The organism is Nonomuraea turkmeniaca (assembly GCF_005889735.1).
GTDB lineage: Bacteria > Actinomycetota > Actinomycetes > Streptosporangiales > Streptosporangiaceae > Nonomuraea > Nonomuraea turkmeniaca.
On record NZ_VCKY01000132.1, the window covers coordinates 1 to 22101 of the forward strand.

Below are 22101 nucleotides of genomic sequence, written 5' to 3' on the forward strand. Positions count from 1 at the left end.
GGGTGGGGCAGCGGGACGCCGGACGTGAGGATGATCAGCGGCGCGATCGCCGCCACGACCGATCCCAGCGTCGTACGCCGCCGCTCAGGTTGTGCCCCGGGCTTGGCCGGCACAGCCGTACTACCTGGAAGAGGAGAGGAAAGGGGGCAAGGGGAAACTCATGGCAGGAGCATCCCGATACCGGTGTTTCTACCGCGTTAGCCGTGGGTAACAGGGCTCACCGCCCTTCCCGCCGCGGTGGGTTGAACAGGTCGAAGACCCCGATGCTCATGTCACGTATTCCGTGGCCGCGTCCAGCAGCCACTCGGCCAGGTAGACCGCGAACGACGAGCGCACGAGCACCAGGAACCCGTCCTGCTGGGGCAGCAGCACGACCTGGGCCCGCGCCAGCATGGTCTGCGCGACCGCGCCCGGGCCGAACACCGACGGGTGCAGGTCGATGGCGCAGCCGTGGGCCAGCACCTCGCGGGCCCTGGGGCCGCCGACCAGCAGGGTGGTGCGCTGCGCCGACACGTCCACCACGGACCCGTGCCGGTCGCCGAGGGCCGCGCGCAGCGGCTCGGCTTCGTAGCCTTCGGGCCCGATCACCAGCCACTCGTCAGGCCCCTGCCAGGCCACCGTCACCTCGCCCGACCGCACGGCGGTGCCCGGCGAGACGGGCAGCGCGACTCCGAGCGCCGCCCCGAGGTCCGCGGCGGCCGGGCTCTCCGGGTCCACGCGCACGTTGATCTGGCGGAGGAAGGGGATCTCCGCCAGGGTCAGTGCCCCGCTCTTCGACGCGGTCGCGAACCGGTCGGCGAAGGCCGCGGCCGGACTCCTGCGCTCAGCCATCGCGGCGCGCTCCTTCCGGGTCGTACAGGACGTGAGAGGTCACGGTGACGGGCACCAGCTCGTCGCCGACCGGAGCGTACAGTCGCTCGCCGACGCGTGCCCGCCCGCCGCTGACCAGCGCCAGAGCGAACGTGCGGCCCAGCGCCGCGCTGCGGTAGCTGGAGGTCACGTGCCCGAGCATCGGCACGGGCGGCTCCGGCAGACTGGAGAGCTCCACCAGGTGCGTCCCTTCGGGCAGCAGCCGCCCGGGGTCCTCCGGCAGCAGCCCGACGAGCTGCTTGCGGTCCGCGCGCGCCGTGTCGGCCCGCGCGTACGAGCGCTTGCCGATGAAGTCGGCCTTCTTCTTCGACACCACCCACGACATGCCCAGGTCCTGTGGCGTGACCGTGCCGTCGGTGTCCTGGCCGACGATCGGGTAGCCCTTCTCGGCCCGCAGCACGTGCATGGTCTCGGTCCCGTACGGCGTGACGGCCCCGCTGTCCATGAGCGCCTCCCACAGGGCCAGGCCCTCCCACGAGGTCACGTTGATCTCGTAGGCCAGCTCACCGGAGAAGCTGATCCGGCACACCCGCGCCGGCATCCCCGCGACCTCCGTCTCCCGCCAGGTCATGAACGGGAAGTCGGCCGCGCTGACGGCCAGGCCGGGGGCGAGCCCGGCCAGGACCTCACGCGACCCAGGCCCGACGAGCGCCACCGTGGCCCACTGGTCGGTGACCGAGGTGAGGTGCACCCGCAGCCACGGCCACTCGGTCTGCAGCCACTCCTCCATCCAGTCCAGGACGGTCGCGGCGTTGCCCGTCGTGGTGGTGACGAGGAAGTGGTCCTCGGCGAGCCGGATGACGGTGCCGTCGTCGACGACCATGCCGTCGGGACGGCACATCACTCCGTACCTGATGGCGCCGACGGCCAGCGTGCTCATCATGTTCGTGTACAGCCGGTCGAGGAGCTCCGCCGCGTCCGGCCCGACCACGTCGATCTTGCCGAGCGTGGAGGCGTCCATCGCCGCCACGCCCTCTCGCGCCGCCCGGCACTCGCGCAGGACCGCGGCCTCCATGTCCTCGCCGGGGCGGGGGTAGTACCACGGCCGCTTCCACTGGCCGACGTTCTCGAACAGCGCGCCGTGGGCGACGTGCCACTCGTGCAGCGCGGTGACCCGGACCGGGTCGTGCAGCGCGCCGCGGTCGCGCCCGGCCAGCGCGGCGAAGCTCACCGGCGTGTACGGCGCCCGGAACGTCGTGGCACCCAGCTCGCCCACCGGGACGCCCAGCGCGTGCGCCATGACGGCCGTGGTCAGCAGGCCGGAGGTCTTGCCCTGGTCGTGGGCGGTGCCCGCGGTGGTGTAGCGCTTGACGTGCTCGACCGAGCGCAGCCCAGCACCGGTCGCCCGCAGCACGTCGGCCACGGTCACGTCCCGCTGCAGGTCGACGAAGTGCGTGCGGTAGTCCTGCGAGGGGACCAGCCAGTACGGCTCGCCTGCGGCTTGCGCCGCGGCCGGAGCGCCACCGCCGGTCGCGCCGTCCTCCAGGCATCCGGCCAGCGTGAACACGCCCCTGGCCGCGCCCACCACCTCCACCGCCTGCCGCGACGCGCCCGGCACGAGCGTGCTGAGCGCCTCGTCGTAGCGCAGAGTCCCGCCCGACTGGCTGAACAGGTGCACCACCGGGTTCCAGCCGCCGGAGACCAGCAGCAGATCGGCGTCGAACGACCGCTCGCCCACGGCGGGTGCGCCGGTCTCCGGGTGCGGCCCCGCCAGGACCGAGGAGACCTGTCCGTCCCCGGCGGCGGCCGTCACCACGTGCCCGGCCAGCACCTCGATTCCGGCCTCGCGCGCCCGATCGGCCCAGCCCGCGCCGGGCGCCGGCCGCACGTCGACGATGGCCGCCACCTTCACGCCCGCTGCGACGAGGTCCATGGCGGCGGCGTAGGCGCTGTCACCGGTCGTGAACACCACCGCGCGGCGGCCGGGCAGCACGCCGTACCTGTTGACGTAGGTCCGCGCCGCGTCCGCCAGCATCACTCCCGGCAGGTCGTTGCCCGCGAAGGCGATCGGCCGCTCGTGCGCGCCGGTGGCCAGCACGACCCGTCGCGCCCTGATGCGCCAGACACGTTCCCTGGCCACGTGGGCGGGCGCCGCGCCGCCGAGGTGGTTGGTGCGCCGTTCGACGGCGAGGAGGTGGTTGTCGTCGTAGTGGCCGAAGACCGTGGTCCGCGGCAGCACCGTGACCTCGGGCAGGCCCGCCAGCTCAGCCGCGACCGCCGCCGCCCACTCGGTGCCCGGCTGTCCCGCCACCTGCTCGGCGGTGCCGAGCAGATGGCCGCCGGGCTCGGGCTGCTCGTCAGCGAGGATCACGCGCGCGCCGGTGCGGGCGGCGGCCCTGGCCGCCGCCAGCCCGGCGGGGCCCGCGCCCACCACCAGCACGTCGCAGTGCGCGTGGGTGGCGTCGTAGCGGGCGGGGTCGGGCTCGGTGGCCAGGCGCCCCTGTCCGGGCAGCCCGCTCGCGACCAGGCCGTCGTACAGCTCGACGGTGGTCGCGGTCAGCATGGGTTCGGGGAACGGCTCCTCGATCTGCACCAGCGCGCTGGGCTCCTCGCTGCCCGCGGCGAAGATGCCGCGCGGGCGGCCCAGCTTGACGCTGGTGGCCACCTGGCGCACGCCGTTGGCCAGCAGCGCCGAGGCGAGCGTGTCGCCGGGGTGTCCCGTGTAGTCGCGGCCGTCGAAGCGGAAGCGGAGCGTACGGGTGCGGTCGATCCGCCCGCCGCTCTCGCGCCTCACGGCGTCACCGGCCGGGGCTCGCCCACCCGGTAGACGGCGTGGATCTCGTTCGTGGCGGTGTCGCGGACGGCGTTGAACCAGCGGCGGCAGCCCGCGGAGTGGCTCCACCGCTCGGCGAACGACCCCTTGGGGTTGTCGCGGAAGAACAGGTAGCGGGCCCACTCCTCGTCGGAGAGCGCACCCGGGTCCGCCGGGTAGGCGACGTGGGCCTGGCCGCCGTAGTGGAACTCGGCCTCGTCGCGAGGGCCGCACCAGGGACAGGGGATCAGCAGCATCGTGGCGTTCCTCAGTGGGCGACCGCGGCGGCGCCGTGCTCGTCGACGAGCGCCCCGGTGACGAAACGGTCAAGGGAGAAGGGAGCGTTGAGCGGGTGCGGCTCGTCGTTGGCCACGGTCTGGGCGAAACACCAGCCCACGCCGGGTGTCGCCTTGAAGCCGCCGGTGCCCCAGCCGCAGTTGAGGTAGAGGCCCTCGACCGGGGTCAGGCCCATGATCGGCGAGGCGTCCGGCGTGACGTCCACCACGCCGCCCCAGGTACGAAGCACGTGCGCCCGGGCGAAGACGGGGAACAACTCCAGGGCCGCGGCCATCTGCCGTTCGATGATGTGGAAGGCGCCGCGCTGGCGGTAGGAGTTGGCCGCGTCGATGCCCGCCCCCATGACCAGCTCGCCCTTGTGCGCCTGGCTGACGTACACGTGCACGGCGTTGGACATGACGACGGTGGGGTGCACGGGCTCCAGCAGCTCGGAGACCAGCGCCTGGAGCGGGTGGCTCTGCAGCGGCAGGTCGATCCCCGCCGTGGCGGCCACGACCGAGGTGTGACCGGCGGCGCACAGCGCCACCCGGCCCGCCATGATCGTGCCGCGGCTGGTCTCCACCCCGGTCACCCTGCCGTCGCGCACCCGCAGGCCGGTGACCTCGCAGTGCTCGACGAACTCGACGCCGAGCGCCGCCGCGGCCCTGGCCAGGCCCCACGCGACGTGGTCGTGCTTGGCGATCCCGGCCCTGGGCTGGAAGGTGCCCCCCAGCACCGGGTATCGGACGTCGGGGGAGACGTTGACGATCGGGCAGACCTCCTTCACCTGCTGGGGGTCCAGCCATTCGGCGTCCACGCCGTTGAGCCTGTTGGCCTCCACCCGCCGGACGCTGTCGCGGACGTCCTGGAGGCTGTGCGCGAGGTTGAGCACGCCGCGCTGGCTGAACAGCAGCGGGTAGTCCAGCTCCTCCTCCAGCCCCTCCCACAGCTTCAGCGCGTGCTCGTAGATGCCGGCGCTCTCGTCCCACAGGTAGTTGGAGCGGATGATCGTGGTGTTGCGGGCCATGTTGCCGCCCGCGAGCCAGCCCCGCTCCAGCACGGCGACGTTCGTGATGCCGTGGTTCTTGGCCAGGTAGTAGGCGGTGGCCAGGCCGTGCCCGCCGGCGCCGACGATCACCACGTCGTAGGACGACTTGGGCTCGGCCGCGCTCCACAGCCGGTCGGGGTGCTCGGGCAGGTCGGCGCCCGGCGTGCGAGGGCTCATCGGACCTCTCCGTAGAGCGGGTGCTTGCCGGCCAGGACCTCGACCCTGCCACGCAGGAACGACAGGTCGGCGTCCGGCGCCAGCGCATTCGCGATGACGTCGGCCACCTCGCGGAAGTCGTCGGCGCCGAAGCCGGGGGTGGCCAGCGCGGGCGTGCCGATCCGCAGGCCGGAGGTGACCATCGGCGGGCGCGGGTCGAACGGCACCGCGTTCCTGTTCACCGTGATCCCGGCGGCGTGCAGCCGGTCCTCGGCCTGCTTGCCGTCCAGCTCCGAGTCGCGCAGGTCGACCAGGACGAGGTGCACGTCGGTGCCGCCGGTCAGCACCTTCACCCCGGCCGCGGCGGCGTCGGCCGCGCGCAGCCGGTCGGCGAGGACACCTGTCTCCGAGGCGATCATCTCCAGCGTCGAGCGCTGGCGGGCCAGCTCGTCGCCGATGGCCGCGTGGACCTCCGGGTCCACCACGTCCAGCGGGGTGTCGATCATGTGACGTCCTTTCCTAACCGCGCAGCCGCTGCATCGTGGGGTCGAAGAGCGGCTCCTCGGCAACGACGGCGCGTACTGTCCGGTCGAAGTAGCCGATGCTCACCTCCTGGCCCGGGCTCGCCAGCGAGGCGGGCAACCAGGCGTAGGCGATGCCGCTGCCGATCGTGTATCCGTAGGCCGCGCTGGTGACGTAGCCTACGGCGGCGCCGCCGTCGTAGACGGGCTCCTTACCCATGACCACCTCGTCGGTGAGCAGGCAGGTGAGCCGGCGCGAGCTCCGGCGCACCGACTCCTTGCGCTCCAGCAGCGCCTCGCGGCCGACGAAGTCGCCCTTGTCCAGCTTGACGGCGAAGCCGAGCCCCGCTTCGTACGGGTCGTGCTCGAAGGTCATGTCCGTGCCGAAGGAGCGGTAGCCCTTCTCCAGGCGCAGGCTGGTGAAGGCGCCGCGGCCGCCGGCGATCACGCCGTGCTCCTGCCCGGCCTCCCACAGCGTGTCCCAGAGCTTGAGGCCCAGGTCGGCGCTGGTGTAGATCTCCCAGCCCAGCTCGCCCACGTACGACAGGCGCAGCATGGTGACCGGCACGTTGCCGATGTAGCCGCGGGCGCCGCGGAAGTAGCGCAGCGCGGTCAGGTCGATGCCGGTCAGCGGCTGGACGAGGTCGCGGGCGCGCGGTCCCCACACGCCCACGCAGCAGGTGCCCGCGGTGACGTCCCGGACGTGCACGTCGCGCGGCCGCCGCCGGTCCAGCCAGTCGAGGTCGAGGTTGCCGTTGGCGCCCAGCTGGAACCGCTCGGGACCCAGTCGGGCCACGGTGACGTCGCTGCGGATCCCGCCGTCGCTGTCCAGGATCAGGCAGTACGTCACGGAGCCGACGGACTTGTCCACGTCACCCGTCACGAGGGACTGCAGGAAGTCCACGGCGCCGGGGCCGCTGATCTCCAGGCGCTTGAGCGCGGTCATGTCGTACATCGCGACGGCCTCCCGGGTGGCCTGCGCCTCGGCGCCCACGATGGGCGACCAGTACTGCGCGGCCCAGTCGCCGGGCGCCGGGATGTCGCGGCCCTGGAGCAGCGGGGCGTTGGCGCCGTACCACTGCGGACGCTCCCAGCCTGAGGCCTCCAGGAAGATCGCGCCGAGGTCCTGCTGACGGGGGTGGAACGGGCTGGTCCGCAGCGGGCGCGGGTGCTCCATGGGCTGCAGCGGGTGAATGATGTCGTAGACCTCGACGTAGTTCTGGCAGCCGCGGTCCACCACGTAGTCAGGGGCGAGCTGGTGCGGCTCGAACCGGTTGACGTCGCATTCGTGCAGGTCGAAGGAGGAGCAGTGGCCGTCGGCCAGCCACTCGGCCATGGCTCTGCCGACACCGGCGGAGTGGGTGACCCAGACGGCCTCCGCCACCCAGAAGCCTTTCACCTCCCGCGACTCGCCCATCAGCGGCATGTTGTCGGTCGTGAACGAGAACAGGCCGTTGATGCCCTCCTCCACCTTGGCCGACTGCGTCGAGGGCAGCAGGCTCTGGGTCTCGGTCCAGGCGTCGGCGAAGTCGTCGGGCGTGAAGGTCAGCACCGACGGCATGACCTCGGCGGCGTCCACGGAGAGGATGTCGTCGGAGCTGATCGGCATCGGACGGTGGCCGTAGTAGCCGATGCCCAGTGTGTCGTACCGCTCCCTGTAGTACAGGTCGGCGTCCTGGTGGCGCAGGATCGGCCTGGTCGCCTCCTCGCTCTGCCCGGCCAGGTCGGGGATCTGCCCTGTCCAGGCGAGCTGGTGGGCCAGCGGCGTGAGCGGCAGCTCCATCCCGACCATCCTGGCCACGCGCGGTCCCCAGATGCCGGCGCAGCAGACCACCACGTCGGCGGGGATCTCACCGTGGTCGGTGACCACCGCGGCGACCCGGTCGCCCTCGGTCCTGACGTCCAGGACCTCGTGCCTGGCCAGCACGCGCACCCCGCGCTCCATCGCCCTGATGAGCTGCGCCTGGACCGCCTTGACCGCCTTGGCCAGCCCGTCGGTGGGGACGAACAGGCCGCCGAGCACCTTGCCGGGGTCCAGGAGCGAATGCCTGGCCACGCACTCGGCGGGGGAGAGCAGGTGGGCCTCCAGGCCCCACGCCGCCGCCCAGCCGTGGCGGCGGTGCAGCTCGGCGAGACGCTCGGGGGTGGTGGCCACCTCCAGGCCACCCACCTGGAGGAAGCTGTCCAGCTCGACGAACTTCTCCACGGTGTAGCGGGCCATCTCGGTCATCGTCTTGGAGCCGTTGGTCTGGAACACCAGACCCGGCGCGTGGGAGGAGGAGCCGCCGGTCGCGGGCACGTCTCCCTGGTCCACCACCGTGACGTCGGTCCAGCCGCGGGACGACAGCTCGTCGGCGAGTGCCGCGCCGACCACGCCGGCCCCGATGACAACGACTCTCGGGCCCGTCATAGCCACCTCCGTTGTTGCGACATATGCAACCAATCGCGCTTTCCGCAACAAGCGTCGCTCGCTGGATTGCGGGTGTCAAGGGGCGTTCTGTCTAATTCGGGTGGTATCTCCGGACGCATGCGAACCGGCCCGATCGCGCAGCGCGATCGGGCCGGTTCGCGGCGCCGTCAGCTCTTGGGGAGCCAGGCCTTGACCTTGTCCGGGTTGTCGGCCACCCACTTGGCGGCCGCCTCCTCGGCGGTCATCTTGTCCTCGGTGATGTACTTCGCCACGAGGTTCTGGTCGTCGTTGGTCCAGGTGAAGTTCTTGACCAGGTCGTACGCGGGACTCCCTGAGTCGGCGAACTTCTTGCTCACGATCTTGTCGAGCTCGTACGGCGGGTAGTCACAGGCCACCTTGGCCGCGTCGGCGTCACATCCGTCCTTGTAGGCGGGCAGATTGACCTTGACCAGCTTGAGCTCCGACAGGAACCACTGCGGCTCGTAGAAGTAGCCGATGAGTGGCGTCTGCTGCTTCTGCGACTGGCGGAAGGCGGTGATGAGCGCGGTCTCGCTGCCCGCGTAGACCACCTTGAAGTCCAGCTTGAGGTTCTTGACCAGGGCCTCGTCGTTGGTGACGAAGGAGGGGTCACCGTCGAGGAGCTGGCCCTTGCCGCCGGACTCGGAGGTCTTGAACAGGGAGGCGTACTTGTTGAGGTTGTTCCAGTCGGTGATGTCCGGGTACTTCTCGGCCATCCACGGTGCCACGTACCAGCCGATGACGCCCTTGTTGCCGGTCGGCCCCGCGGAGACGGCGGTCTTCTGGTCGTCGATGTACTTCTTCTTCAGGTCGTCGTGGCCCCAGTTCTCCACGACCGCGTCGACCTCGCCGGTGGAGAAGCCCTGCCAGGCCACCTCCTCCTTGAGGTCCTTCTTCACGACCTTGCAGCCGAGGTTCTTCTCGGCCACGTAGCCGATGACCGCGGCGTTGGCCTCGTAGCCCACCCATGGGTTGATCGCGAGGTTGAGGGTCCCGCACGCCTTGGCGCTGCCGCCGCCGGCGGCGGGCGCGGCCGTCTCGCCGACCTTCGCACCCGCGCAGGCGTTCAGCAGGAGGCCCATGCCGGCTACGAGCACGAGTACCCTGATCTTTCCGCTCCTCGAATTCGTCACCTAGGTCCTCCTGGTGGTTCCCGGGCCGAGGGCCCGTCGTCGGTTACTTGTGCGGTTGCCCGCCGTGAGCGGCCGCGTCGGCGCGTTCGGTGGCGGCGCGCATGACCCGGTCGAGCACGATGCCGAGCACGACGATCGCGAGCCCGGCGGCCAGCCCCTTCCCCCTGAGCTGGTGCTGCGAGAATCCGGCCACGACGTCGTAGCCGAGCGCTCCCGCTCCCACGAGGCCGCCCACGACGACCATCGAGAGGACGTAGATGAGCCCCTGGCTCGCCGCGAGCGTCATGCCGCTGCGGGCCATCGGCAGTTGCACCTTGGAGATGAGCTGCCAGGTGCTGGCCCCCACAGAGGTGGCGGCCTCGACGGTGGTGGGAGAGACCCGCCTGATGCCCTCGGCCACCAGCTTGATGGCGACGGGCGCCGCGAAGACCACGGCCGCGATGATCGCGGTGAACCGCGTCGGGCCGAACAGGCCCAGGATCGGCACCAGGTAGACGAAGGCGGGCATGGTCTGGCCGGCGTCGAGCACGGGACGCAGCACGGTGTCGGCCCGGTCGCTGCGGCCCATCCACACCCCGACTACCACGCCGAGCATCATGACCAGGATCGTCGCGACCAGGGTCGAGGCCAGCGTGACCATGCTGTCCTGCCAGAGCCCGAGCAGGACCAGCACCGCCAGGCCGGCCGCGGTCGCCAGGGCCGCGCGTGCGTTGCCCACCAGCAGGGCCACGGCCACGGCCACGGCGAAGACCAGCCACCAGGGAGAGCCGGTCAGCAGCGACTCGAACGGGTTGAGGAGCCCGTTGGTGAGCAGGTTCTTGACCGCGCCGGTGAAGCCGACCAGGCTGTCCTGCACCCAGACGCTCGCCGCGTCGGCGGCGCGGCGCACGACGGGGCCGATGTTGGCCTGTGCCGGGAACTCCGCCGCCCACACGTAGGTGTACGACAGATAGCCCAGCACCGCGGTGACGCCGAGCACGCCCGCCACCTGCAGCCGGCGCCGTCCGGGGGTGAGCAGCCGCCCGGCCCTGCGCTCGGCCTCCACCCGGCGGCTCGCCGCCGAGGTCACCCGGTCCAGCACCACCGCCATGATGACGATGGCCAGGCCCGCGTTGAACGCGGTGCCCACGTCCAGGGTCTGCAGCGCCTTCAACACCGTCTTGCCCAGGCCGGGCGCGTCGATGAGGGCCGCGATGGTGGCCATGGACAGGGCGGCCATGATGGTCTGGTTCACGCCGACGATGATCGTCTGCTTGGCCATCGGCAGCCGCACGTGCCGCAGCGACTGGGCGGTGGTGGCGCCCAGCGAGGCGCCTGCTTCGAGGGTGTCCGGGGAGACCTGGCGGATGCCGTGCGCGGTGATGCGGATGGCCGGCGGCACCGCGTAGATCATCGTGGCGACCGTGGCGCTGGCCGGGCCGATGAGGAAGAAGAGCGTGAGCGGTGCCAGATAGACGAACGTCGGCATCGTCTGCATGAAGTCCAGCACCGGGGTGACCAGCCGGTGGAAACGGTCGCTCATCCCCGCCCACACCCCGAGCGGGATGCCCACGGCCAGCGACAACACCACCGCGGTGAGCGTGAGGGCGAGCGTGTCCATGCTCTCCTGCCAGAGCCCCAGCAGCCCGAAGGAGACCAGGCCCGCGGCCGTGAGCAGCGCCGCCTTCCTGTTGCCGTACAGCAGGGCGATCGCGGTCGCCAGGCCCGTCACGCCCAGCCAGCCCAGCACGGGGACCGGGCGCCCGAAGGACGGCTGGCTGATCAGGGCCTGGACGAACGTCACGGCCTCGTCGAGGAAGAGCCGGATGTAGTTGATGAAGTAGAGGAAGAACGGGTTGCTGTTCCTGCTGTCGTCGACGGCGTCCATGCCCTCGCTGAGCGAGCTGTGCAGCGGCGTCAGCTCGGCGCCGCCGAGCGCCAGCGTGTCGCGCCCGTTCAGCAACGCCCATCCCAGCCCCCAGATCGCGAGCACCGCCAGGATCAGCAGCCCGCGGACCCGGAGCCGCGTGGCCACCCCCGTCACAGCACCCACCACTGGGGCCATCAGGACTGCCCTCCCGCGATGACCTCGAGGATCTCGGCGCTGGTGACCACGCCGAGGAGGGCGCCGTCCTGTGTCACGCGGACCGGCCGGTCGGCCGACATCACGGTGTGCACCGCGTCCCGGATGACCACGTCGGGGCCCAGCTCGGGGCCGTCCAGGGGCTCGTCCGGCAGCGCCTCGCGCATGATCCAGCGCAGCGTCAGCACGTGGGAGCGCGGCACGTCGCTGACGAAGTCCCTGACGTAGTCGTCGGCCGGCGCGCCCACGACCTCGTCGGGCGTGCCCACCTGGACCAGCTCGCCGTCGCGCATGATCAGGATGCGGTCGCCCAGCTTGAGCGCCTCGCTCAGGTCGTGGGTGATGAAGATCATGGTCTTGCCGACCTCGTGGTGCAGGCGGATGACCTCGTTCTGCATCTCGCGCCTGATCAGCGGGTCGAGCGCGGAGAACGGCTCGTCGAACAGCAGCACCTCGGGGTCGGCGGCCAGCGCGCGGGCCAGGCCGACACGCTGCTGCATGCCCCCGGAGAGCTGGTCGGGATAGGAGCTCTCGAAGCCGGTCAGACCCACCAGCCCGACGACTTCGCGCGCCCTGACGTAGCGGTCCTGCTTGGGCACGCCGCGGATCTCCAGCCCGAAGACGACGTTGTCCAGCACGCACCGGTGCGGCAGCAGCCCGAAGTGCTGGAAGACCATGGCCATGCGGTGCCTGCGCAGCTCCCGCAGCCGCTTCTCGTCGGCCTTGCGCACGTCGTCGCCGTCGAGCAGGATCTCGCCGGCCGTCGGCTCGATCAGCCTGGTGAGGCAGCGGACCAGGGTGGACTTGCCCGAGCCGGACAGGCCCATGACGACGAACACCTCGCCCCGTCGCACCGAGAAGGAGACGTCGCGGACGGCGGCGACGCAGCCGGTCTGCTCCTTCAGCTCCGTGCGGCCGAGAGCGGTGCCGACGACGCGGTCAGCCTTGGGCCCGAACACCTTCCAGAGCCCCTTCACCTCGAGGATGGGGGGTGTCTCGGTGCCGAGCGGTGTGCGTTCGGTCAGTGACGGTACGGTCATGACCACCTCTGGGTCGTCGGGCGTCAGTTCGCTGGGAACCACCGCTGGGGGCGTGGGCGGATGTTCTGCCAGACATGCTTGATCTCGCGGTACTCGTCCAGACCGGTGGGCCCGAGCTCACGGCCGATGCCTGACTGCTTGAAGCCACCCCACTCGGCCTGCGGTACGTAAGGGTGGTAGTCGTTGATCCACACCGTTCCGTGCCGCAACCGGCCCGCCACCCGCTGCGCCTTGCCGGCGTCCTGGGTCCAGACCGCGCCGGCCAGGCCGTACTCGGTGTCGTTGGCGAGGCGCACGGCCTCGTCCTCGGTGGAGAAACGTTCGACGGTGAGCACCGGGCCGAAGGACTCCTCGCGCACCACGCGCATGCCCTGCTTGCACTCGTCGAGCACGGTGGGGCGGTAGAAGAAGCCGTCGCCCGCCATCCGCTGCCCGCCGCAGCGCAGGACCGCGCCCTCGGCCAGGCCCGCCGCCACGTAATCCTCGACCTTGGCCAGGTGCGCGGCGGAGATCAGCGGGCCGGTGTGCGCGTCCGGGTCGAAGGGGCCGCCCAGGCGGATCAGCTCCGCCCGGCGGACCACCTCGTCCACGAAGGCGTCGTGCAGGGAGTCCTCGACGAGGAGGCGGGCGCCGGCCGAGCAGACCTGGCCCGAGTGCAGGAACACCGCGGTGAGGGCGAAGTCGATCGCCGTCTCGACGTCGGCGTCGGCGAAGACGATGTTGGGGTTCTTGCCGCCCAGCTCGAGCGCCACGCGCTTGACGGTGGAGGCGGCGGCGGCCATGATCCGGCGTCCCGTGGTCACGCCGCCGGTGAACGACACCAGGTCCACGGCCGGGTGCTCGGCCAGCGGCGCACCCGCCTCGGGGCCCGCGCCGAGCACCAGGTTGGCCACACCCGCGGGCAGGCCCGCCTCCTCCAGCGCACGCATCAGCAGGATGGAGGTGCTGGGCGTGAGCTCGCTGGGCTTGAGCACGAACGTGTTGCCGGCGGCGAGTGCCGGGGCGACCTTCCACGTCGCCTGCAGCAGCGGATAGTTCCACGGCGTGATCAGGGCGCAGACGCCGACGGGTTCGTGGACGATCCGGCTGATGGCGTCGTCGCGGCCCGTGTCGATCACCCGCCCCGCGTCGGTGCCGGCCACCCCGGCGAAGTACCGCAGGGAGGAGATGGAGTCGTCGACGTCGTACTCGCTCTCCACGAGCCGCTTGCCGGTGTCGCCCGACTCAGCCCTCGCGAAGGTGTCGCGGTCGCGTTCCAGCAGGTCAGCTACCCTGTTGAGGAGCGCGCCCCGCTCGCGTGCCGGCGTCTCGGGCCAGGGGCCCGCGTCGAAGGCGTGCCGGGCGGCCTCGATCGCTCGCGTGGTGTCGGCCGCGGTGGCCTCCGCCACCGTGGCCACCAGGCCGCCGTCGGCGGGTGAATGGATGTGCCGCTGCCCACCGGCGATCGGCCTCGACCACGTGCCGCCGATGTAGAGGTCGGTCATCCGGCACACCCCTGATCGTTGCGCATGACGCAAGCTAGTGCTTATTGGGGAACAGGATTGACTGGCAGCTGGGCGTTCGTCAAGCCTTTGGGGGAATCACTGGCCGAATCCAGGTGTTGTGATGGGTTTTGCCCACTGTGCAGGCGCCATTTCTCCCTCTTGACGGAACCGCTGCTCTCCGTTCACGCTGTTGCGTATAAGTCACATATTTGCGTAATACGCAACTTCTGAGGAGGAGCGATGGCTGCTGGGCGCGAGTTCATCCTCACCGTCTCCTGCGCCGACAAGCCGGGGATCGTCTACGCGGTGAGCAGCTTCCTCATCCAGCACGGCGGGAACATGCTGCAGAGCAAGCAGTTCAACGACCGCAAGGGCGGCGGGTTCTTCATGCGTGTGCACTTCGCCTCCCAGGACGGGCTGGAGGAGCTGCGCGAAGGTTTCGCCTACGTCGCGGAGTCCTTCCAGATGGGCTGGCAGCTCAAGGACGCGGCCACGCCGACCCGCATGCTGATCATGGTGTCGAGGTTCGGTCACTGCATGAACGACCTGCTCTTCCGCCGCCAGGTCGGTGGCCTGAACATCGAGATCCCCGCCGTCGTCTCCAACCACCCGGACCTCGTGCCGCTGGCCGCCTCCTACGGCGTGCCCTTTCACCACGTGCCCGTGACGCCGGACGGCAAGGCCGAGGCCGAGAACAGGGTGCTGGAGCTGGTCGCCGAGTACGACGCGGACCTGGTGGTGCTCGCCCGCTACATGCAGATCCTGTCGGACGACCTGTGCAAGCAACTGGAGGGGCGGGCGATCAACATCCACCACTCCTTCCTGCCGGGGTTCAAGGGCGCCAAGCCGTACCACCAGGCGCACGAGCGCGGGGTGAAGCTCATCGGCGCGACGGCGCACTACGTCACGGCGGACCTGGACGAGGGGCCGATCATCGAGCAGGACGTGGCCAGGGTGGACCACGAACTCGACCCCGACGACCTGGTCGCCGTCGGCAGGGACGTCGAGGCCCAGGTGCTCGCCAGGGCGGTGAAGTGGCACAGCGAGCAGCGGGTGCTGCTCAACGGCGACCGCACGGTCGTCTTCCGCTGATCTTTCGGTATCCGGAGGCGGTGGGGGAGTCCCCCACCGCCTCCGTCGTTGTGTGGGCCGTCTTCCACGCATGCCGGAGTGCGGCGGGGTGGAGGAACGCAGGCAGGCCGGCGCGACGTGCGCGATACCGGGGTCAGGAGCGGTGCCGGTAGAACTCGGTCGTCTCCGCCGGGAGCGGGGTGTTGCCGAGGATCAGGTCGGCCGCCTTCTCCGCCAGCATCATGACCGGCGCGTAGATGTTGCCGTTCGTCACGTACGGCATGGCCGAGGCGTCGACCACCCGCAGCCCGTCCACGCCGTGCACGCGCATGCTCTCAGGATCGAGCACGGACATCTCGTCCACGCCCATCCGGGCCGTGCAGGACGGGTGCAGCGCCGTCTCGCCGTCCTTGGCCACCCAGTCCAGGATCTCCTCGTCGGTCTCCACGGAGGGTCCGGGTGACAGCTCGCCGGTGCTGTACGCGGCGAGCGCGGGCTGCCCGAGGATGTCGCGAGCCACCCTGATGGCCTCCACCCACTCGCGCCGGTCCTGGTCGGTGGACAGGTAGTTGAAGCGCAGGGCGGGATGGCGCCGCGGGTCGGTGCTCTTGATCTTCACGGAGCCGCGGGCGTCGGAGTACATGGGCCCGACGTGCACCTGGTAGCCGTGCCCGCCCGCGGGCGCGGAGCCGTCGTAGCGCACCGCGATCGGCAGGAAGTGGAACATGAGGTTGGGGTAGTCGACGTCGTCGTTGCTGCGGACGAAGCCGCCGGCCTCGAAGTGGTTGGTCGCGCCCGGCCCCTTGCGCAGGAACAGCCACTGGGCGCCGATCCACGGATGGCGCCACTTCTGCAGGTTCGGCTGCATCGAGACGGGCTTGTCGCACCCGTGCTGGATGTAGACCTCCAGGTGGTCCTGCAGGTTCTCGCCCACGCCCGGCAGGTGGTGCACGACGTCGATGCCGAGGGCGCCCAGCTCCTCGGCGTTGCCGATCCCGGACAGCTGGAGCAGCTGCGGCGAGTTGATCGCGCCGCCGCACAGGATGACCTCTCCCGCGCGCACCCTCCCGCCGTCGACTTCGACACCGACGGCCCGCTTGCCCTCGAAGAGGATCCGCGTCACGAACGCCCGCGTCTTCACCGTGAGGTTCGGCCGCTTCATCACCGGGTGCAGGTACGCCCGGGCCGCGCTGAGCCGGCGGCCCCGCCGGATGTTGCGGTCGAAGCGGGCGAAACCCTCCTGGCGGTAGCCGTTGACGTCATCGGTGAGCGGGTGGCCGGCCTGCTGCACCGCCTGGAAGAAGGCCGTGTAGAGGGGCGTGCTCGACGGCCCCCGCTCCAGCGCCAGCGGTCCCTCGTGGCCGCGCCAGGGGGTGCCGGGGTCGGCCAGGCAGTTCTCCATGCGCTTGAAGTACGGCAGGCAGTGGGCGTAGTCCCAGGTCTTCATCCCGGGATCCGCGCCCCAGCGCTCGTAGTCGAGCGGGTTGCCGCGCTGGAAGATCATGCCGTTGATGCTGCTGGAACCGCCCAGCACCTTCCCGCGCGCGTGATAGATCCGGCGGCCGTTCATGTGGGGCTCGGGCTCGGACTCGTACTGCCAGTCGTAGAAGCGGTTGCCGATCGGGAAGGGGAGCGCCGCCGGCATGTGGATGAAGACGTCCCAGGGGTAGTCGGGCCGGCCCGCTTCGAGCACCAGCACCCGGGTGGCAGGATCCGCGGAGAGCCGGTTGGCCAGGGCGCAGCCGGCCGAGCCGCCTCCGACGATGACGAAGTCATACTGCTGTGACGTCATGTTTGCCTCGTCTCGCTCTCGCGTTTCCGGAATCGTAGCGTTATGCGCATTTCGTTGCACTGCTCGCAACAGGAGATCTTTTGGCACTCGAGCTCGCGTGAGTTCCTCAGAGCACTTACAGTTTCGCTATGGGCAACGAGTCGGGCAGTGGGGGCGTGCAGTCGGTCGATCGGGCGATCAGCGTGCTGGAGATCCTCTCCCGGCGGGGCGAGGCCGGCGTCAGCGAGGTGGCCGCCGAGATCGACGTGCACAAGTCGACCGCCTTCCGCCTGCTCGGTGCCCTGGAGGCGCGCGGCCTGGTAGAGCAGGCCGAGGACCGGGGTAAATACCGCCTGGGCTTCGGCATCATCCGCCTGGCCGGAGGCGTCAACACCCAGATGGACATCTCCCGGCGCAGCCATCCTGTCTGCCAGCGGCTGGCCGAGGAGATCGGTGAGACCGTGAACATCGCGGTCCTCCGCTCCTCCTACGCGGTCAACCTGGACCAGGTACGCGGCCCGTCCGCCGTCACCGCCTACAACTGGGTCGGCCAGCTCACCCCACTCCACGCCACCTCCAGCGGCAAGGTGCTCCTTGCCCACGCCGACGACAGGCAGCGGGCGAAGCTGCTGTCCGACGGGCCGCTGGAGCCCCTGACGGACCGGACCATCACCGACGTGGCCGAGCTGGAGAGGCAGCTCGCCGAGATCAGGGAGACGGGCTATGCCTTCTGCCTGGAGGAGCTGGAGGACGGGCTGAACACCATAGCCGCGCCCATCCGCTCCTACCACGGTGACGTCGTGGCCGCCGTCAGTGCCTCCGGGCCGGCCTACCGTTTCCCCGCCGAGCGTATGCACGAGCTCGCCTCCGTCCTCATCAGCGGCGCCGACGAGATCAGCGGCCGGCTCGGCTACGCGGGCTAGCCCGCGCCGGCTGTATCACGTCCGGAATCGCTCAGCCGATCCGGTCCTGGACCCACTCGTGAAAGGCGCCGATGTGGTGCTCGCTCGGCACCAGCACGCCGCCCTTGGCGTACGTGCGCGAGCTCATCCGCGGCTGGGTGCGCTCGCACGCCTCGAAGTCCTGCTCGTTGACGCGGTGGAAGAGCTCGACCGACTTGTCCAGGTCCTTGCCGCCGGCCACGACGCCGGGCAGGTAGAGCCAGTCGCACTCGACCACCGTGCGGTCGACGGCCATGGGGAACATCCGGTGCAGGATCACGTGGTCGGGCACCAGGTTCACGAAGACCTGCGGCTTGATGGTGATCGCGTAATAGCGCCTGTCCTGATCCTCGCTCACCCCGGGGATGCGGTCGACCCCGGCTGACCCGTCGATGGTGAAGCCCTGGATCTCGTCGCCGAACTCGGCGCCGTGGCCGACGAAGTATTGGGCCGCGTAGCCGTCGGCGAACTCGGGCAGCACCTCGGTCAGCTCGGGGTGGATCGTGGCGCAGTGGTAGCACTCCATGAAGTTCTCGATGATGAGCTTCCAGTTGGCCTGGACGTCGTACACGATCCGCCGCCCGACCTCGAGGCTGGGCACGTCGTAGTTGTCGATCAGGTCCAGCGCGCCGAGGCGCTCGGTGACCGCGGCCAGCACGTCGTCCTCGAAGGAGGGCGGGTCGTCGGCCAGGCAGACCCACACGTAGCCGAGCCACTCCCGCACGTGCACCTTGACCAGGCCGTACTCGACCCGGTCCAGGTCGGCCATCTTGGTCAGGTTGGGCGCGGCGATGAGCTTGCCGTCCAGGTCGTAGGTCCACGCGTGGTACGGGCACTGGAACGTCCGCTTGACCTCGCCGGACTCCTCCGTGCGGATGGTGGCGCCGCGGTGGCGGCAGACGTTGTAGAACGCGCGCACCGCCCCGCTCCGCGCCCTGGTGACGAGGATGCTCTCGGTGCCGACCTGCACGGTCTTGAAGGCTCCCGGCTTGCCCAGATCGGACGAGCGCACCACGCAGAACCACATCGACTCGAAGATGTTCTTCTGCTCCAGGGCGAAGATCTCCGGGTCGACGTAGTAGCGGCCGGGGAGGGTGGGGATCACGCTTGACGTGGTCACGGGAGTACTCCTGTGGGGTGGGCCGGGTCAGTGTCCTCGGCGGATCCAGTCCTCGAGTTGCGGAGCCTCGGCTCCGACGGTGGTGTCGTCACCGTGCCCGGTGTGCACCACCGTCTCACCGGGCAGCGTGAGGAACGTCGTGCTGATCGACGAGATGATCGTCGGGAAGCCGCTGTACGACCTCCCGGTCGCGCCGGGGCCGCCGAGGAACAGCGTGTCGCCGGAGAACAGCACCCCTAGCTCCGGCACGTAGAGGCAGACCGCGCCGGGAGCGTGCCCCGGCGTGTGCAACACCTCGTCGTCCGGGTGCAGCAGGACGGGCGCGCCGGTACGGGCGACCAGGCCGGGCGCGGCGTTCACGTGGTCGTCGTGCGCGTGGCTGGACGTGCCCGAGGTGACCACGCGCTCCGCACGCATTAGAGCACCACCACCGAGCGCAGCACGTCGCCGTGGTGCATCTTGGCGAAGGCCGCCTCGACGCCGTCCAGGCCGATGGTCTCGGTGACGAAGGCGTCCAGGTCGAAGCGGCCCTGCAGGTAGAGGGAGATCAGCAGGGGGAAGTCGCGGCTCGGCAGGCAGTCGCCGTACCAGCTCGACTTGAGCGCCCCGCCCCGGCCGAACACGTCCAGGAGCGGCAGCTCGAGAGTCATCTCAGGGGTGGGCACGCCCACGAGCACCGCGGTGCCCGCCAGGTCGCGCGCGTAGAACGCCTGCTTGAACGTCTCGGGGCGGCCCACGGCGTCGATGACCACGTCGGCGCCGTTCCCGCCGGTCAGCTGCCTGATCGCCTCGACCGGGTCGGCCTCCTTGGCGTTCACCGTGTGCGTCGCGCCGAAGCCGCGCGCCCACTCCAGCTTCCGCTCGTCCACGTCCACCGCGATGATCGTGGTGGCGCCGACCAGCCGCGCGCCGGCGATCGCCGCGTTGCCGACACCGCCGCAGCCGATGACCGCGACCGAGTCGCCGCGGCTGACCGCGCCGGTGTTGACCGCCGCGCCGAGACCCGCCATCACGCCGCAGCCGAGCAGGCCCGCCGCAGCTGGGGAGGCGGCCGGATCGACTTTCGTGCACTGGCCCGCGGCCACCAGCGTCTTCTCCGCGAACGCGCCGATGCCGAGCGCCGGGCTCAGCGGGGTGCCGTCGGCCAGCGTCATCTTCTGCGTGGCGTTGTGCGTGGCGAAGCAGTACTGCGGCCGGCCGCGCAGGCACGCACGGCACGACCCGCACACCGCGCGCCAGTTGAGGATGACGAAGTCGCCGGGCGCGATGTCGGTGACCCCCGAGCCGACGGCCTCCACCATGCCCGACGCCTCGTGGCCGAGCAGGAACGGGAAGTCGTCGCTGATCCCGCCCTCGCGGTAGTGCAGGTCGGTGTGGCAGACGCCGCAGGCGAGCACCTTCACCAGCGCTTCGCCGGGACCGGGGTCGGGGACGAGGATCGTCGCCAAGCTGACCGGCTTGCCGTTGCCCGTCGCGACCACACCGCGTACTTCATGAGGCATTGATTCACTCCTGTTTTCAGACCGCCGCCGTCTCCAACTGTCGGCGCCAGCGGGAGAAGAGACGGACCTGGTTGACGCCCAGCACGGCCACCGGCCGTTCGCCCTGCCGGTAGACGGCGAGGAAGCTGTGATCGGCCGGATTGCCCTCCTCCACCACGACCGTGTCGGCGTGGCGGGCGTGCCCGACGAACTGGATCTTCACATCGAACTGGTCGGACCAGATGTAGGCCGGCCGCTGACGTGCGGGCCGGGCCGCGCCGCCCGACAGCAGCGTCTCCGCAGCGACGGCCGCCCGCCGGCGCGCGGCGGTCCAGTGCTCGCACCGGTCGTACCGGCCGAGCGCCGGATCGAACCAGGCCGCGCAGTCGCCGACCGCGACGATTCCCGGCGCCGCGTCGCCGATCTCCCCGCCGTCCTCGTCATGGATCGCTCGGCCGCCCCCGTCGCAGAGCACCCCGTCGCCCAGCCGCAGGCCGCTGCCGTGGAGCCACGCGATGTTGGGCGCCGCGCCGATCCCGGCGACGACCACGTCCGCGGGCAGTAGGGTGCCGTCGGTCAGTCGTACCCCGTCAACTCGCTCCTCGCCGGTCAGCTCCGCCACACGCGCGCCGCGCAGCAGCCGGACGCCACGCCTCTCGTGGAGCGCGGCGATGGCCTCGGCCATCTGGGCTCCCACCACACCGGCCAGCGGGGTCTTCCCCGCCTCCACGAGCGTGACCTCCAAGCCCAGGTCGCAGGCCGTCGCGGCGACCTCGGTGCCGATGAAACCGCCGCCGATGACGACCATCCGCTTGGCGCTCGCGAGGTCGTGGCGCAGGGACCGGGCGTCGTCCAGGGTGCGCAGGGTGTGCACGCCGGCAAGATCGTCCATGCCGGGCAGCCGGCGGGCCGAGGCGCCGGTGGCGATGACGATGCCGTCGGCCTCGACCTCGGTGCCGTCGCTCAGCCTGACACGGCGGGCGGCGGCGTCCAGGCCGACGGCGGCCACGCCGAGCCGCCATTCGGCGCCCAGGTCCTCGTCGTCGGCCTCCAACGCCAGATCGGCCTCGTCCAACGCGCCCTTGAGGAAGTCCTTGGACAGCGGGGGACGGTCGTAGGGGCGATGGGTCTCCGCACCCACCAGGACCAGGCGGCCGTCGTAACCCTGGGCGCGCAGCGCGCGGGCGGTCAACAGCCCGGCGAGCGAGGCCCCGACGACACAGACAATCCTCACGCCTGTCCCTTCACGGTGACGCCGGGAGGCAGGTTCGGCGGCGCGTCGGACGGCACGACGAAGACGACATCGTTCTCGACCACCACGCGGTGCGTGCGGACGGGGCGCTTGGCGGGCGGCGCGTCCACCTCGCCGGTCCTGAGGTCGAAGCGCGAGGCGTGCAGGGGGCACTCGATCTCGCAGCCCTCCAGCCAGCCGTCGGCGAGCGAGGCGTCCTGGTGCGTGCAGGTGTCGTCGATGGCGTAGATCTCGCCGTCCTCGGTGTGGAACACCGCGATGGGCGGATCGGCCTCGATGCGGAGGGCCTCACCTCGCGGCAGTGACGCCAGAGGGCACGCTGGAATCATCGAGTCACACCCCAGTTTCGCAAAGAGAAACATCAAGCGCTATACGCAACAGCGTGAGGGTGGAGCATGCAGATGTCAAGACTGATTTGTAGTGCTTCGTGGTGTTGCCGGTAGGTCTGTCACGCCTACCCTCGTCCACTCGATGAAGACCGCTCCGCGCCAAGGAGCCATACGTGCCGGCGTGGTCCACCGCGTCACGCGGTGAGCCGGGCGGGGCTCACGAGGAAGTCAGACGTCTCGACATGCGGAGGGGCGGAGGTGTTCGCCCCACTGTCTCGCTATTATCGGCGGCCCAATTCTGGGACATAGCTCGACAGCGGGCACCTCCGCCCCTCTTTCGGCCCCTGGGAGTCAGGACCGGCACCG

General features: G+C 70.7%; 16 protein-coding genes and 2 pseudogenes. 2 read left to right on the plus strand and 16 right to left on the minus strand.

Annotated elements, in window-relative coordinates; all coding sequences use genetic code 11:
* Positions 1 to 267: 267 nt before the first annotated feature.
* The 10 genes and pseudogenes from ETD86_RS32200 to ETD86_RS32240 all read right to left on the minus strand — a co-directional run bounded on the left by ETD86_RS32200 (position 268) and on the right by ETD86_RS32240 (position 13770).
* Complete coding sequence (locus ETD86_RS32200) at positions 268 to 831, minus strand: sarcosine oxidase subunit gamma (protein ID WP_138670428.1); 564 nt, start codon at positions 829 to 831, stop codon at positions 268 to 270.
* On the minus strand, positions 824 to 3604 hold the full coding sequence (locus tag ETD86_RS32205; protein ID WP_211370456.1) for a 2Fe-2S iron-sulfur cluster-binding protein: 2781 nt from the start codon (positions 3602 to 3604) through the stop codon (positions 824 to 826). The genes ETD86_RS32200 and ETD86_RS32205 overlap by 8 nt, the downstream gene beginning before the upstream one ends.
* Positions 3601 to 3879: a sarcosine oxidase subunit delta gene (locus tag ETD86_RS57345; protein WP_206641278.1), complete on the minus strand. Its 279-nt coding sequence runs from the start codon at positions 3877 to 3879 to the stop codon at positions 3601 to 3603. Before ETD86_RS57345 ends, ETD86_RS32205 begins: the two co-directional genes overlap by 4 nt.
* 11 nt (positions 3880 to 3890) lie before the next feature.
* Complete coding sequence (locus tag ETD86_RS32210) at positions 3891 to 5123, minus strand: sarcosine oxidase subunit beta family protein (RefSeq protein WP_138670429.1); 1233 nt, start codon at positions 5121 to 5123, stop codon at positions 3891 to 3893.
* Positions 5120 to 5563 (minus strand): annotated as a pseudogene (locus ETD86_RS32215) (serine hydroxymethyltransferase); the annotation flags it as partial. The gene ETD86_RS32210 and the pseudogene ETD86_RS32215, both read right to left, overlap by 4 nt.
* A 58-nt stretch (positions 5564 to 5621) precedes the next feature.
* A complete protein-coding gene (locus ETD86_RS32220; protein ID WP_138670430.1) occupies positions 5622 to 8033 on the minus strand; it encodes a GcvT family protein in 2412 nt (803 codons plus the stop codon).
* 167 nt (positions 8034 to 8200) lie between these two features.
* Positions 8201 to 9184: an ABC transporter substrate-binding protein gene (locus ETD86_RS32225; protein ID WP_246148523.1), complete on the minus strand. Its 984-nt coding sequence runs from the start codon at positions 9182 to 9184 to the stop codon at positions 8201 to 8203.
* 43 nt (positions 9185 to 9227) lie between these two features.
* A complete protein-coding gene (locus ETD86_RS32230; RefSeq protein WP_138670431.1) occupies positions 9228 to 11228 on the minus strand; it encodes an ABC transporter permease subunit in 2001 nt (666 codons plus the stop codon).
* Positions 11228 to 12286, minus strand: coding sequence for a quaternary amine ABC transporter ATP-binding protein (locus ETD86_RS32235; protein WP_138670432.1), 1059 nt, complete (start codon positions 12284 to 12286; stop codon positions 11228 to 11230). The genes ETD86_RS32230 and ETD86_RS32235 overlap by 1 nt, the downstream gene beginning before the upstream one ends.
* Positions 12287 to 12309: 23 nt before the next feature.
* The gene (locus ETD86_RS32240) at positions 12310 to 13770 is read right to left on the minus strand and encodes an aldehyde dehydrogenase family protein (protein ID WP_138670433.1); all 1461 of its coding nucleotides are present in this window, start codon (positions 13768 to 13770) and stop codon (positions 12310 to 12312) included.
* A 240-nt stretch (positions 13771 to 14010) separates the two neighbouring features.
* On the opposite strand from ETD86_RS32240, the gene purU reads away from it, so the two are divergent.
* Positions 14011 to 14862, plus strand: a complete 852-nt coding sequence (gene purU / locus ETD86_RS32245) for a formyltetrahydrofolate deformylase (protein ID WP_138670434.1) — start codon at positions 14011 to 14013, stop codon at positions 14860 to 14862.
* A gap of 133 nt (positions 14863 to 14995) precedes the next feature.
* Here the strand turns inward: purU and betA are convergent, their stop codons facing one another.
* Positions 14996 to 16633 carry a choline dehydrogenase gene (betA, locus tag ETD86_RS32250; protein ID WP_138670435.1) on the minus strand — a complete coding sequence of 546 codons (1638 nt, stop codon included), beginning with the start codon at positions 16631 to 16633 and terminating at the stop codon, positions 14996 to 14998.
* 128 nt (positions 16634 to 16761) lie between these two features.
* On the opposite strand from betA, the gene ETD86_RS32255 reads away from it, so the two are divergent.
* On the plus strand, positions 16762 to 17535 hold the full coding sequence (locus tag ETD86_RS32255) for an IclR family transcriptional regulator (protein ID WP_211370458.1): 774 nt from the start codon (positions 16762 to 16764) through the stop codon (positions 17533 to 17535).
* A gap of 31 nt (positions 17536 to 17566) precedes the next feature.
* On the opposite strand, the gene ETD86_RS32260 is transcribed toward ETD86_RS32255, so the two are convergent.
* From ETD86_RS32260 to ETD86_RS32280, 5 genes and pseudogenes are all read right to left on the minus strand, one after another.
* On the minus strand, positions 17567 to 18673 hold the full coding sequence (locus ETD86_RS32260; protein ID WP_246148526.1) for an aromatic ring-hydroxylating oxygenase subunit alpha: 1107 nt from the start codon (positions 18671 to 18673) through the stop codon (positions 17567 to 17569).
* 27 nt (positions 18674 to 18700) lie between these two features.
* Positions 18701 to 19114: pseudogene (locus ETD86_RS32265) on the minus strand (MBL fold metallo-hydrolase); the annotation flags it as partial.
* The gene (locus tag ETD86_RS32270; RefSeq protein WP_138670437.1) at positions 19090 to 20175 is read right to left on the minus strand and encodes an S-(hydroxymethyl)mycothiol dehydrogenase; all 1086 of its coding nucleotides are present in this window, start codon (positions 20173 to 20175) and stop codon (positions 19090 to 19092) included. The gene ETD86_RS32270 and the pseudogene ETD86_RS32265, both read right to left, overlap by 25 nt.
* Before the next feature lie 16 nt (positions 20176 to 20191).
* Positions 20192 to 21388, minus strand: coding sequence for an NAD(P)/FAD-dependent oxidoreductase (locus tag ETD86_RS32275; RefSeq protein WP_138670438.1), 1197 nt, complete (start codon positions 21386 to 21388; stop codon positions 20192 to 20194).
* Complete coding sequence (locus ETD86_RS32280; RefSeq protein WP_138670439.1) at positions 21385 to 21735, minus strand: bifunctional 3-phenylpropionate/cinnamic acid dioxygenase ferredoxin subunit; 351 nt, start codon at positions 21733 to 21735, stop codon at positions 21385 to 21387. Before ETD86_RS32280 ends, ETD86_RS32275 begins: the two co-directional genes overlap by 4 nt.
* Between the last annotated feature and the right edge of the window lie 366 nt (positions 21736 to 22101).

Bases quoted from the DNA above. Each gene is read 5' to 3' on its own strand.
- ETD86_RS32200 (WP_138670428.1), bottom strand. From the start codon at position 831: ATGGCTGAGCGCAGGAGTCCGGCCGCGGCCTTCGCCGACCGGTTCGCG.
- ETD86_RS57345 (WP_206641278.1), bottom strand. From the start codon at position 3,879: ATGCTGCTGATCCCCTGTCCCTGGTGCGGCCCTCGCGACGAGGCCGAG.
- ETD86_RS32210 (WP_138670429.1), bottom strand. From the start codon at position 5,123: ATGAGCCCTCGCACGCCGGGCGCCGACCTGCCCGAGCACCCCGACCGG.
- ETD86_RS32220 (WP_138670430.1), bottom strand. From the start codon at position 8,033: ATGACGGGCCCGAGAGTCGTTGTCATCGGGGCCGGCGTGGTCGGCGCG.
- ETD86_RS32230 (WP_138670431.1), bottom strand. From the start codon at position 11,228: ATGGCCCCAGTGGTGGGTGCTGTGACGGGGGTGGCCACGCGGCTCCGG.
- ETD86_RS32235 (WP_138670432.1), bottom strand. From the start codon at position 12,286: ATGACCGTACCGTCACTGACCGAACGCACACCGCTCGGCACCGAGACA.
- ETD86_RS32240 (WP_138670433.1), bottom strand. From the start codon at position 13,770: ATGACCGACCTCTACATCGGCGGCACGTGGTCGAGGCCGATCGCCGGT.
- purU (WP_138670434.1), top strand. From the start codon at position 14,011: ATGGCTGCTGGGCGCGAGTTCATCCTCACCGTCTCCTGCGCCGACAAG.
- betA (WP_138670435.1), bottom strand. From the start codon at position 16,633: ATGACGTCACAGCAGTATGACTTCGTCATCGTCGGAGGCGGCTCGGCC.
- ETD86_RS32255 (WP_211370458.1), top strand. From the start codon at position 16,762: ATGGGCAACGAGTCGGGCAGTGGGGGCGTGCAGTCGGTCGATCGGGCG.
- ETD86_RS32270 (WP_138670437.1), bottom strand. From the start codon at position 20,175: ATGCCTCATGAAGTACGCGGTGTGGTCGCGACGGGCAACGGCAAGCCG.
- ETD86_RS32280 (WP_138670439.1), bottom strand. From the start codon at position 21,735: ATGATTCCAGCGTGCCCTCTGGCGTCACTGCCGCGAGGTGAGGCCCTC.